This is a genomic window from Streptomyces sp. NBC_00996, from assembly GCF_045162675.1.
In the GTDB taxonomy this organism is placed as follows: Bacteria; Actinomycetota; Actinomycetes; order Streptomycetales; family Streptomycetaceae; genus Streptomyces.
Genome location: NZ_CP108723.1, coordinates 5,095,888 through 5,108,048, shown reverse-complemented (window position 1 = coordinate 5,108,048; position 12,161 = coordinate 5,095,888). Strand labels below are relative to the sequence as shown.

At 70.2% G+C, this 12,161-nt stretch carries 11 protein-coding genes; 5 read left to right on the top strand and 6 right to left on the bottom strand.

Annotated features, from left to right (window positions below; translation table 11 throughout):
* Positions 1-7 precede the first annotated feature (7 nt).
* Positions 8-934, bottom strand: a complete 927-nt coding sequence (mshD, locus tag OG390_RS24055) for a mycothiol synthase (RefSeq protein ID WP_406170937.1) — start codon at positions 932-934, stop codon at positions 8-10.
* 245 nt (positions 935-1,179) lie between these two features.
* On the opposite strand from mshD, the gene OG390_RS24050 reads away from it, so the two are divergent.
* From OG390_RS24050 to OG390_RS24030, 5 genes are all read left to right on the top strand, one after another.
* Positions 1,180-2,979, top strand: a complete 1,800-nt coding sequence (locus tag OG390_RS24050; protein WP_406170936.1) for a bifunctional metallophosphatase/5'-nucleotidase — start codon at positions 1,180-1,182, stop codon at positions 2,977-2,979.
* Between the two features lie 86 nt (positions 2,980-3,065).
* The gene (locus OG390_RS24045) at positions 3,066-4,265 is read left to right on the top strand and encodes a DUF2993 domain-containing protein (RefSeq protein ID WP_406170934.1); all 1,200 of its coding nucleotides are present in this window, start codon (positions 3,066-3,068) and stop codon (positions 4,263-4,265) included.
* 249 nt (positions 4,266-4,514) lie between these two features.
* A complete protein-coding gene (locus OG390_RS24040; protein ID WP_399086201.1) occupies positions 4,515-4,643 on the top strand; it encodes a hypothetical protein in 129 nt (42 codons plus the stop codon).
* A gap of 42 nt (positions 4,644-4,685) precedes the next feature.
* The gene (locus OG390_RS24035) at positions 4,686-4,817 is read left to right on the top strand and encodes a hypothetical protein (protein ID WP_399086198.1); all 132 of its coding nucleotides are present in this window, start codon (positions 4,686-4,688) and stop codon (positions 4,815-4,817) included.
* A gap of 81 nt (positions 4,818-4,898) precedes the next feature.
* Positions 4,899-6,671, top strand: coding sequence for an ABC transporter ATP-binding protein (locus tag OG390_RS24030; RefSeq protein ID WP_406170932.1), 1,773 nt, complete (start codon positions 4,899-4,901; stop codon positions 6,669-6,671).
* A 26-nt stretch (positions 6,672-6,697) separates the two neighbouring features.
* Here the strand turns inward: OG390_RS24030 and OG390_RS24025 are convergent, their stop codons facing one another.
* The 5 genes from OG390_RS24025 to OG390_RS24005 all read right to left on the bottom strand — a co-directional run bounded on the left by OG390_RS24025 (position 6,698) and on the right by OG390_RS24005 (position 12,140).
* Positions 6,698-8,158 carry a sensor histidine kinase gene (locus OG390_RS24025; protein ID WP_406170931.1) on the bottom strand — a complete coding sequence of 487 codons (1,461 nt, stop codon included), beginning with the start codon at positions 8,156-8,158 and terminating at the stop codon, positions 6,698-6,700.
* Complete coding sequence (locus OG390_RS24020; RefSeq protein WP_406170929.1) at positions 8,155-8,886, bottom strand: response regulator transcription factor; 732 nt, start codon at positions 8,884-8,886, stop codon at positions 8,155-8,157. The genes OG390_RS24025 and OG390_RS24020 overlap by 4 nt, the downstream gene beginning before the upstream one ends.
* A gap of 120 nt (positions 8,887-9,006) precedes the next feature.
* Positions 9,007-9,219 (bottom strand): hypothetical protein, encoded by a 213-nt coding sequence (locus tag OG390_RS24015; RefSeq protein ID WP_406170927.1) that lies wholly within the window; start codon positions 9,217-9,219, stop codon positions 9,007-9,009.
* Between the two features lie 15 nt (positions 9,220-9,234).
* Positions 9,235-10,461: a S1C family serine protease gene (locus OG390_RS24010; RefSeq protein ID WP_406170926.1), complete on the bottom strand. Its 1,227-nt coding sequence runs from the start codon at positions 10,459-10,461 to the stop codon at positions 9,235-9,237.
* Positions 10,462-11,117: 656 nt separating this feature from the next.
* Positions 11,118-12,140 (bottom strand): LacI family DNA-binding transcriptional regulator, encoded by a 1,023-nt coding sequence (locus OG390_RS24005; RefSeq protein ID WP_406170924.1) that lies wholly within the window; start codon positions 12,138-12,140, stop codon positions 11,118-11,120.
* Positions 12,141-12,161 lie beyond the last annotated feature (21 nt).

The window sequence follows — 12,161 nt, the reverse complement described above, 5'->3', positions numbered from 1 at the left end:
GGAGCGGTTACGACTCCGTGCGGTACATCAGGTCCGTCTCGTGGGTGACGAAGCCGAGCCGCTCGTACACGGTCACCGCCGCCTTGTTGTCGGCGTCGACGTAGAGCATCGCGGTGGGCAGGCCCTGCGCGGCGAGGTGGCGGAGCCCGATCGTGGTGAGCGCCTTGCCCAGCCCGCCGCCCTGGGCGCCGGGGCGCACCCCGAGGACGTACACCTCGCCCAGCCGCTCCTCGGCGTGGACCTTGGTCCAGTGGAAGCCGGCGAGTCGGCCCTCGCGGAAGGCGAGGAAGAAGCCGGACGGGTCGAACCACGGCTCGGCCATCCGGTCGTCCAGGTCGCGCTGGGTGAGGGAGCCCTGCTCGGGGTGGTGGGCGAAGGCCTCGGCGTTCACCGCGAGCCAGGCGGCGTCGTCCCGGCCCGGCACGAAGGCGCGGACGTGCACTCCGTTCGGGAGCTTCGGCTCCGGCAGGGCGAGGTCCGCCAACGGCCGCCGCATCTGGCGCAGTTCGCGGAAGAGGGTGAGCCCGAGGACCTGCGCGAGGTGCCGGGCGGCCGAGTGCCCGCCGTGCGCCCACACCCGCAACCGCTTCCCGGACTCGGCGAGCAGTGCCGAGCCCAGCGCCCGCCCGTGCCCGTGCCCGCGGTGCGCCGGGTGCACGACCAGCTCGGCGGCCGGGGCCTCCACCGGGTCGGTGTCCTCCAGCTGCGCGTAACCGATGAGCTGGTCGCCGACGGTCAGCAGCAGATGACGTACGCCCTCCCGGGCCCCGCCCTTGAGCTGCAGCCGCCCCTGCTCGGACACCGCCTGCTGCCCATCGGCCCGGGCGGCCTCGGCGAGCAGCTGGAGCACGTCCTCGGCCTGGCCCGGGGAGAGCGCGGAGCAGGTCTCGATGGAGCGGGAGAGGGCGGGCAGTGCGCTGTCGTCGCTGGTCATGGCTACGAGGGTAAGGCCTGCCCCTTTCATGGCGAAGTGCCCTCGACCGCAACCTGTTGGTAACCCTCAACCCCCTGTTGCGCTACGCGCGTTGAATCTAAAGTGCGCGCAAAGCGGTAAGTCGCAGTCGTCGCACGGCTCCTACGGCTTCCACAGCTCTCCGCCTCGTTCAGCTCTTCCGGCTCTTCCAGTTCTTCCAGTTCTTTCGGCCCTTTCAGCTCCCACGGATCCCACAGGGGGAACCCATGCCGCCGACGCCACGGCACAGACGTACCCATCGCCTCCTCGCGGCCGCCGCCGGCCTTGCCACCGTCGGCGCGCTGGCCGCGGCGATGCCCGCGAGCGCGGGTCAGGACAAGGCGACGCCGCTGCACCACCACGGCAGCGGCCGCTACCAGGACGTACAGCTGCTGTCCTTCAACGACCTGCACGGCAACCTGGAGCCGCCGTCCGGATCCTCGGGCCGTGTCACGGAGCTGCAGGCGGACGGCACGACGAAGACCATCGACGCGGGCGGTGTCGAATACCTCGCCACGCATCTGCGCCAGGCCCGCAAGAACAACAAGTACTCGATCACGGCCGCCGCCGGTGACATGGTCGGCGCCTCCCCGCTGATCTCCGGGCTCTTCCACGACGAGCCGACGATCGACGCGCTGAACAAGCTCGACCTGGACGTGACGAGCGTCGGCAACCACGAGTTCGACGAGGGCGCCAAGGAGCTGGCCCGCCTGCAGAACGGTGGCTGCCACCCGAAGGACGGGTGTTACGACGACAGCGAGAAGTTCACCGGCGCCAACTTCCCCTACCTCGCGGCGAACGTCACCGACGAGAAGACCGGCAAGCCGATCCTCAAGCCCTACTGGGTGTGGAAGAAGAACGGCGTCAAGGTCGGCTTCATCGGCGTGATCCTCGAAGGCACCCCGAACATCGTCTCCGCCGAGGGCGTCAAGGGCCTGAAGTTCGGCGACGAGGTCGAGACGATCAACAAGTACGCCAAGGTGCTCCAGCGCCAGGGCGTGAAGTCGATCGTCGCGCTGATCCACGAGGGCGGCGCGCCCGCGTCGGCGGCGTACAACTACGACTGCGACAGCCCCGGCGCCGGAGACGGCATCTCCGGCCCGATCGTCGACATCGCCAAGAACGTCACCCCGGCCGTCGACGCGCTGGTCACCGGCCACACCCACCAGGCGTACGCCTGCACCGTCCCCGACCCGGCGGGCAACCCGCGCATGGTGACGTCGGCCTCGTCCTTCGGCCGGCTCTACACGGACACGACGCTGACGTACGACCGCTGGACCGGCGACATCGCCCGTACGGCGGTGAAGTCCGCGAACCACGTCGTCACCCGTGACGTGGCCAAGGCCGCCGACATGACGGCCCTGATCACCAAGTGGAAGACCCTCGCCGCCCCGGTCGCCTCGCGCCCCATCGGCTACATCGCGGGCGAGATCGGCAACACCGGCACCGAGTCCCCGCTCGGCGACCTCATCGCCGACGCGCAGCTCGCGTACGCCAAGTCCGTCGACCCGGAGGCCGACCTCGCGGTGATGAACCCGGGCGGCATCCGCGCCGGGCTCACCTACACCGCGAGCGGCAGCGAGGGTGACGGCGTGGTGACGTACGGGGAGGCGTACACGGTCCAGCCCTTCTCCAACACGGTCAATCTGGTGAACCTCAGCGGTGCCCAGCTGATCACCGCACTCCAGCAGCAGGTCAGCGGCACGAACGAGGCGGCGCCGAAGATCCTCCAGATCTCCTCGGGCCTCACCTACACGCTGGACCTGACGAAGACGGGCGCCGCCCGCGTGGTCGCGGACTCCGTCAAGCTCAACGGCTCCGCCATCGACCCCACCGCCACCTACCGCGTCGCGATGAACTCCTTCCTCGCGGGCGGCGGCGACGGCTTCGCCGAACTCGGCAAGGGCACGAACATGGTCGTCGGCGGCGACGACCTGGCGGCCTTCGGGTCCTACCTGACGGCCAACTCCTCGGCGGCGAAGCCGTATCCGGTGCCCGCGGCGGACCGGATCACGATCGTGAAGTAGAGATCGTGCCGTGGAGATCGTGAAGTAGATCGCATACGGGCGGTTGCGGTTGCGGACAGGGGCGGTACGCATGGTCGGATGAGACGATGCGTACCCCCCACCGCATAACAACGCATCCCTATACGAACCCCTACGAAGAGCTCGCCGCTCTGGACGACGGCCCGCTGGAGGAGTTCCTCCACGAGGACGAGCCGGAGGAGACGCCGGAGGAGGACTGGGCCCCGCCCAACCACCGCCGGGGCAGCCGACGCCGCCGGAAACGCTTCGCCGGACTGCCGTTCGCGATGAAAGCCGCCGTCCTCGTCCTGTCCCTCGCCGCGTTCCTCACGCTCGCCGACCGCTGGGCGCTGCTGTACGCCGAGCACGAGGCGGCCGGCAAACTCAAGGACCAGCTGCACCTGGCCGCCGCGCCCGAGGTCGAGATCGGGGGCTTCCCCTTCCTCACTCAACTCGCCGACCACCGGCTGGACTCCGTGAAGGTGACCGTGCCGGACGTGGCGGCCGACCGGGTCTCGCTGGCGGAGGTGTCGGCGACGGCGACGCATGTACGGCTCGACGGCGGCGACGGCCCCACCGCCGTACGCGGTGCCCGTATCCCCGCACTGCACGGCGAAGTGCTGCTCTCCTTCGACGACCTGAACCGTGAACTCGGCGCGTCCCAGGTGACGTTCACGGGACACGGCGGCGACCGGGTACGGGCGCGCGGCACGCTGCCCGTCGCCGGACACGATCTGAAACTCCGGGCCGACGCTCGCATCGGCCGCGACGGTGAGCGCGGCATCTCGACGCGGATCGACGGAATGCGCCTGGACATCGGTGACTTGGCCACATACCGGCCGGGTGTCCGCGCCTCGGAGGGTCTGCACCTCACCGCGGGCTCGGTGGCGCGCCTCGGCAAGGAGACCGGCAAGGCGAGGGCCCTGCTCTCCGTCCCGTCGATCGTGCGCCGCCTCGGGGTGCCGGACGCGGCGGTGCGGGAGGCGCTGCGCGACGACACCGAGCTCGCCTCGCTGACGGGTTCGGCGAGGTTCGCCCGCCGGGCGATGCGCGTGAACCTCCTCGACGTGGCGAGCGCCCACCCGGCGCTCCTGAAGCGCTTCGGCCTGGACCCGGCCCTCCTCGACGGCCTCTCCCGGCTCACCCGGCCCGTTCTCGTGGACCAGTTGTCCCTGGGATTCCGCCTGCCGCATCCGAAGGACGGCGACCTGCGGCTGCGCGACGTCCGTGTGGAGAAGGACGGGATCCGGGTGCGGATGACGGGATCGGCGCTGACGATCGGCCGTTGACGGAACACCGACCGGGTGAATTAGCCTTTGCATTACCTCGGTAAGTCCCAGGTGAGGGTCGTCATAAATTCTGTGTGAGTGGCAAGTCGGTTCCGCGGCTTCGCTAAGAATTTCTTTCAGCTGCAATTCATCGAGGTCTCAGCAGAATTGGCGATTTCCGGGTTCGGTGTCCCGTAGTGTTTTCCATGTCGAAAGCGAACAGTGCAAACGACAAAGGGAATTCACCCACTGGAAAGAAGGAGAACCCCCATGAGCTTCCACAAGATCGCCCCGGTCAAGAAGCAGCACAAGGCCGCTCCCGCCGCGAAGAAGGCGCACAAGCCCGCCAAGCCGGCGCCGAAGAAGCCCGCTGCCCGCCGCCCGGTCGGCAACAAGTAACCAGCAGACCTGCCGCAGCAGAGAGCAAAGAGAGGGACACTCATGAGCTTCCACAAGATCGCCCCGGTGAAGAAGACCCGCAAGCCCGCCCCGGCCCCCAAGTGCGCCGGCAAGCCCGCGCCGAAGAAGGCCGACGCTCCGAAGCCGCGCCCGGTGGGCCGTCAGGGCCGCTAGCAGCCGCTACGAGGCGGGGTCCCGGAATTGTTCCGGTGGCCCCGCCTCGGCCGTGTTCCGCACCGTGAGAAGGGAGTTGGCATGCGAGAAGTCCGTCAGGCCTTCGCTCGCTTTTGGCCGCTGACGCGCGGGGACCGTAAGTGGCTCGTGGTGATCATCGGCTGTGTGGTCGTGGCCGCGCTCGCCGAGACGGCCTCGATCCTGCTTTTCGCGCAGCTCACCGACCATGCCCTGAAGGCCGGTTCGCCCGCGGCGTTCTGGGGGCCCGCCGGCGCCTGGCTCGGTGTCGCCGTGCTCGGCGCGCTCGTCGGGTATCTCGGCAACTCGCTCGCCGTGTGGACCGCCGAGAGATTCGTCCTGCGGCTTCGCGCGGGGGTGTTCCGGCACGTCCAGGATCTGCCTCCGCACTTCTTCCAGAAGCACCGCCAGGGTGATCTGGTCGAACGTCTCACCGGTGACGTCGAGGCCATCGAGCAGATGGTCGTGTCCGGGGTCGTCGGGACGGTCTCCGCCGCCTTCTCCGCGGTCTTCTACGCCGCCGCGGCCCTCTGGCTGCGCTGGGACCTCGCGCTCGCCACCTTCGTCCTCGCCCCCCTCTTCCTCGTCGCCGCCCGCCGTTTCTCCGGGCGGATCAGGACCGCCTCCCAGGAGGAGCGGGCCGCCGACGGAGCGATCACCTCCGTCGTCGAGGAATCGCTCGGCAATGTGGTGCTGACGCAGGCGTACAACCGTCGCCGCGCCGAGGAGAAGCGGCTCGACCGGGAGGCGCGCGCCTGGATGCGGGCGTCCGTGCGCGGGGCGCGGGCGAGCGAGATGTACGAGCAGTTCGTCGAGGTCGTCGAGACGGTGTGCGTGCTCGCGGTGATCGGGCTGGGTGCCTGGGAGATCTCCCAAGGGCGGATGTCACTGGGCCAGTTGCTCGCCTTCGCCGCCTTCCTCGGCTATCTCTACCCGCCGATCCGCAATCTCGGGCAGCTCGGTCTCACCCTCACCGCCGCCACCGCCGGCGCCGAGCGGCTCCAGGAGATCCTGGACGCCGAGCCCGCCGTCAGTGACCCCGCGGACCCGGTGCGGGAATGGCCCGTACGCGGCTGGGTCGGCTTCCACGGCACGTCGTTCCGCTACCCGGGCGCCGGGCGCGACTGCCTGCACGATGTGACCTTCACGGCCGGACCGGGCGAACTCGTCATCGTCACCGGACCCAGCGGCGCCGGAAAGTCCACCCTCTCCAAACTCCTCACCCGCTTCTACGACCCCACGGCCGGCGTGATCTGCCTCGACGGCGTCCCGCTGACCGACGTACCCCTGGAGTTCCTGCGCGAGAACGTCGCGCTGCTGCCCCAGGAGACCCTCGTCCTGCACGGCACCATCCGCGAGAACATCGAGTGCGGACGGCCGGGAGCGACGGATGCCGAGATCGAGCGGGCCGCGCGGGACGCCGTCGCGCACGACTTCATCAGCGCCCTTCCGGACGGGTACGACACCGAGATCGCGCCCGGCACGGCCACGCTCTCCGGCGGTCAGCTCCAGCGGATCGCCATCGCCCGCGCCATGTTGCGCGGCGCCCCCGTCCTCGTCCTCGACGAGCCCACGGCCGGTCTCGACTCGGTCGCCGCGCGCCGCGTGGTGCAGCCGCTGCGCCGGCTGATGGCGGGCCGTACGACCATCATGATCACGCACGATCTGTCGCTGGCGCCCGACGCGGACCGCATCCTCGTCGTGGACGGCGGACGGCTGGTGGAGGCAGGCGCGCACGACGAGCTGATGGCGTACGGAGGGGCCTACGCTCGGCTCGCGACGCCGACGGCGGAGCTCGGCGTCAAGCAGACGCCGTCACGGTCCCAGGCGGGCTGAGGCCGACCGGGGCCGGGAAGGGCCCGCTACGACGCCTCGGGCGGCGGGGTCGGCGCGCCCGGCAGGCGGAGTGTCGCCACCGTGCCGCCGCCCGCGGCGGGGGTCAGGGACACCTCGCCGCCCGACTGCTGCACCGTGCGGGCCACGATGGACAGGCCCAGGCCGGAGCCCGGCAGGGCGCGCGCCGACGGGGAGCGCCAGAAGCGGTCGAAGACGTGCGGGAGTTCCTCGCTGGGGATGCCGGGGCCGTGGTCGCGGACGGTGAGTTCGCCGTCCTTGAGCACGACGTCGATCGTGCCGCTCTCGGGGCTGAACTTCACCGCGTTGTCGAGGATGTTCACGATCGCCCGCTCCAGCGCCGACGGCTCCGCCCGTACGAACCAGGGCTGCACATCCGCCGTGATCGTCAACTCCGGCCCGCGCAGCCGCGCACGGCGCAGGGCGGCCTCGACCGTGTCCTGCAGCGCGACCACCTCGGCACGGTCCGCCGGCTGGCCCGCGTCCGACCGCGACAGCGTCTGCAGATCGCCGATCAGGGCGGCCAGCTCGGTCATCTGGGCGGTGACCGAGGCGAGCAGCGCCTTGCGGTCGGCCGGGGGGATCGGGCGGCCCATTTCCTCGCTGCGGCTGAGGAGTTCGATGTTCGTACGGAGGGAGGTGAGCGGGGTACGGAGTTCATGACCGGCGTCGGCGATGAGCTGCTGCTGCAGGTCACGGGAGCTGGCGAGCGCGGAGGTCATCGAGTTGAAGGACTCGGACAGGCGCGCGATCTCGTCGTCGCCCTCGACCGGGATACGAACGGTGAGGTCCTCGGTGCGGGCCACGTGTTCCACGGTCTCGGTGAGCCTGTCGACGGGGCGCAGGCCCGCTCGGGCCACGGCGAGGCCTGCGGCTCCGGCGCCCACTACTCCGACGCCGCCGACGAGGAGAAGGAGCAGGGCCAGTTCGTTGAGGGTGGAGTTGGTGCCCTTGAGGGGAAAGGCGAACTGGATCACGGCATCGGGGAACACCGTCGGGGTGCCGCCGCCGGGTTCGCTGATCAGCAGGGGGACCGTCAGTACCCGTACGGGGTTGCCCTCGGTGTCCGTGCCGTTGCGGAAGATGCCGCGGTCCGGTTTCTTGGCCAGGTCGGTGTCACTGCTGGTGATCTTGACCGTGCCGGGTGACATCGAGGCGACGCAGGACTCGCCGTTCGCCTTGACCACCTGGAGGTAGTACTCGGTCCCCGCACGGAAGCCGCCCTGATCCGTCGACGGTTCGTCGGACTGGTCGGACGACTGGCCGCAATTGTTGATGGTGTCGAGGAGTTTGCCGCCCTGCGGATGGGTCGCCTGTGACTGCAACTGGTTGTCGACCTCGGAGTACAACTTCTTTTGCACGATGAACCAGCACGTCATCGAAACAGCCGCCACCGCGAACGCCACCGCCGCGGCGACGAGCAACGCCAGTCGCGATCGCAGCGGGAGTGACCTGAACCTGCGGATCACTCCGCGCCGCCCGAGCGCAGGACGTACCCCACGCCCCGCACCGTGTGGACCAGGCGCGGCTCGCCGCCCGCCTCGGTCTTGCGGCGCAGGTACATGACGTACACGTCGAGGGAGTTGGAGGAGGGTTCGAAGTCGAAGCCCCAGACCGCCTTGAGGATCTGCTCGCGGGTGAGGACCTGGCGCGGGTGGGCCAGGAACATCTCCAGGAGGGTGAATTCCGTGCGGGTCAGCTCCACGGGGCGTCCGGCCCGCGTGACCTCGCGGGTCGCCAGGTCCATGCGCAGGTCGCCGAAGATGAGCGCGTCGTCCTCCTGCGTGCCGACCGCCGCGGCGGCGTAGGAACTGCGCCGCAGCAGGGCCCGGACGCGGGCGAAGAGCTCGTCGAGTTCGAAGGGCTTGACGAGGTAGTCGTCGGCGCCGGCGTCCAGGCCGGTGACGCGGTCGCCCACGGTGTCGCGGGCGGTGAGCATCAGGATCGGCGTGGTCGTGCCCGCGCCGCGCATCCGGCGGGCCGCCGTCAGGCCGTCCATGCGGGGCATCTGGATGTCCAGGACGACCAGGTCGGGCTGGTAGGCCGTGGCCTTCTCCAGCGCGTCCGCGCCGTCGACCGCGACCTCGGTGCCGTACCCCTCGAAGGCGAGGCTGCGCTGGAGTGCTTCGCGTACGGCCGGCTCGTCGTCGACGATCAGGATGCGCTGGGGTTCACGGTCGCCTTCGGCGGGGCTCATGGTCGGGAGTTCCTCGGTGCGGTGGGACGGTGAGGCTGACGCCATTCAGCCTCGCACGTTTGAGGGCGGGGGCGGAGCGGCTCAGCCGGGGAGTGACCGGCTCGGGCGGGGAGGACCGGCTCAGGTCGGCAGCGTGCTGAGCGCGGTGAGCCGGCGCAGCGGGACCTTGCGGCGGTGGGGGTGCTCGGCGGACATACGCAGTCCCATCAGCTGCGGGACGGCGACCTCCGGGGTCCGTGCGGCCGGGGCGTGCAGTTCGTGTGCCACTTCCAGGGCCAGGACGAATCCGGCCGGGTCGCTGTCGGCGATGATGTGGGAGACGCGCGTGATCATGTGAACCTCCGGGTGTCAGCTGTCGGAGCCGCCGGCCCGCAGAGAGGCCAGGTCGGACTTCACGGTGTTGATCGGGATGGCGAATCCGAGGCCGACGCTGCCGGCGCTCGACGAGGACGAGGACGAGTCCGAAGCGGCGGAGTACATCGCGGAGTTGATGCCGATGATGTTGCCGTTCATGTCGATCAGCGCGCCGCCGGAGTTGCCCGGGTTGAGCGAGGCGTCGGTCTGGAGGGCCTTGTAGGTCGTCGTCGACGAACCGGTGTCGCCGTTGAACTCCCGGCCGCCGAAGGAGAACGGCCACCGGCCGTTGCCGCCGCCCTGCTGTTGCTGCCGGCCCTGGCTCTCGTCCGTGGAGACGGTCACGTCACGGTCGAGGGCCGAGACGATGCCGCTGGTGACGGTGCCGGTCAGGCCCTCGGGGGAGCCGATCGCGACGACGTCGTCACCGACCTGTACGCCGTCGGAGTTGCCGAGCGCGGCGACCTTCAGGCCGGAGGGCGCGCTCTCCAGCTCGATCAGGGCGAGGTCCTTCTTGCTGTCGGTGCCGACGACGTTCGCGGTGTACGACTTGCCGTTGCTCAGCTGGACCTTGATCTCGGAGGCGCCCGAGACGACGTGGTTGTTGGTGATGATCTCGCCGCTCGAGGAGATGATCACGCCCGAGCCGGTGGACGAACCGGCGTTCGAGGTCGCGCCGATCTCGACGATGCTCGGGCTGACCGCCTGGGCGACCCCGGCGACGGTGCCCTTCTTCGCCGCCGGCACCACGTTGGTGCTGGTGCTGCTCGACGCGGCGCCCTTGCCGGTCAGCTCCTGGATGCCGAACGCCGTACCGCCGCCGATGGCCGCGGCGACTATCGCCACGGCGGCGAGCAGGGCCAGCGGGCCCTTCGCGCGCTTCTTGGCCGGAGCGTGGGCGGGGTTCTCCTGGACGGGGGGCGCGGCGAGCACCGCGGTGGCGCCGGCGTCCGGCTCGGGGTATCCCGCGTAACCTCCGCCGCCATGGCCCTCGCCACCGTTGCCGCCCTGACCGGAGCCCGGCCACACGGTGGTACCCGGCTCCACGGCGACCGGTGCGGCCGGCTGGTACGCCGGCGGGGGAGGCCACTCGGGGTTCACGGGGGAGGAGGCGTGCTGCTGCCGGGGGTACGCGGGCTGCTGGTCGCCCTGGACGTACCCGGACCGGCCGTCCTGCCGGGGGTGCTCGTACTCGCCGCTGCGGCGGAAGCTCTCGGTCATGGAAAAAGACTGTCCCCCGATCATGAGAGCTCCCTGAGTGCCCGCTGAGAAGCCCGACAGAACCTCGTATGCCCGATATAAAGGCGCTCGGGCCCGGGAAACGGAGGGTTGCGGTGGGGTGAGGGCGGGGAACGCGGCGGACGAACACTTGTCTGTCTGCTGTGCAGCCCGTGTGGGGAGGGGCGCGTGAGGCCTACGATCTCCGCGCCGGAGCCATCAGCTGGGGCCTGCAGGCCGACCTGGACCGGGACTTCCATCAGGACCTGATCGTCCGCGACAAGGGTGACGGCAAGCTGTACCGCAGCTACCTGGACCACTCCAGCGGTGAGTTCGAGTGGACGCAGATCAGCTCGGTGTGGGGCGGCTACACGTCGTACGCCATCCCCGGCGACATGACCGGTGACGCCCGCCCCGACCTCGTCGCGGTGGACTCCGACGGCTCGGTCTACCTCTACCCGGGCACGAACAAGGCGTCCAGCAGCCTCTTCGGCTCACGGAAGAGCCTGGGCACGGGCTTCAACCAGTACAACCTGCTGTTCCAGGGCATCCGAAGAAACGCCCCGGCCCTGCGGGGCCGGGGCGTTTCTTCAGAGGCGCGGGGCTGTGACATATGCGGCTCCGCCGCGTGGGCGCGAGGGACCACATCGGGCCCGCGGCTACTCGCAACCGCAGGACCGCCGCACAACCAGCCGGGACGGAAACAGCTTCAACCGCTCACGCCGGGACCCGGCGACCCGCAACCCGTCGTCGAGCACGAGGTCGACGGCGGAGCGCGCCATGGCCGACCGGTCCGATGCAATCGTTGTCAAAGGCGGGTCCGTCAGCGCGGCTTCCTTGACGTCGTCGAAGCCGGCGACGGCGAGCTCCCCGGGCACGTCGATGCGCAGCTCGCGCGCGGCCCGCAGCAGACCGATCGCCTGGTCGTCCGTGGAGCAGAAGATGGCCGGCGGCCGGTCCGGCCCGGCCAGCAGCCCCAGGGCGACCTGATACGCGTCATAGCGGTTGTACGGCGCCTCGAACAGGCGCCCTTCCGTGGAGACCCCGGCCTCCTGCATCGCGCGCCGCCAGCCCTCGACGTGGTCGGAGACCGGGTCGCCGACGGCGGGCGTCTCGGCGGTACCGCCGAGACAGGCGACGTACTCGTAGCCGTGCTCCAGGAGGTGGCGGACGGCGAGCTGGGCGCCGCCGAGGTCGTCCGTGACGACCGCGACATCGTCGATCGCCTCGGGCCGCTCGTGCAGCAGCACCACGCGGGCGTCCCAGGCGTCGATCTCGGCGGCCGCGTTGTCGTTCAGCGCGTGGCTGACCAGGATCAGCCCGGAGACCCGCATGCCGAGGAAGGCCCGCAGATAATGGACCTCGCGCTCGGCGATGTAGTCGGTGTTGCCGACGAGCACCATTTTCCCGCGCTCGGCGGCGGCCTGTTCCACCGCGTGCGCCATCTCGCCGAAGAACGGCTGGCGCGCATCCGGGATGATCAGGCCTATGAGCTCGGTCCGCCGCGACGCCATGGCCTGGGCGACCCGGTCGGGCCGGTACCCCAGCTCCTTGATCGCAGCGAGAACGCGCTCGCGCGTGGCCGGGGCAACCGGCCTCGGTCCGTTGTTGATGACATAGCTGACGACGGCGGTGGAAGTACCCGCCAGCCGCGCCACATCATCCCTAGTCACCTTGGCCACGCGCGGAGTCTACGCGGATGG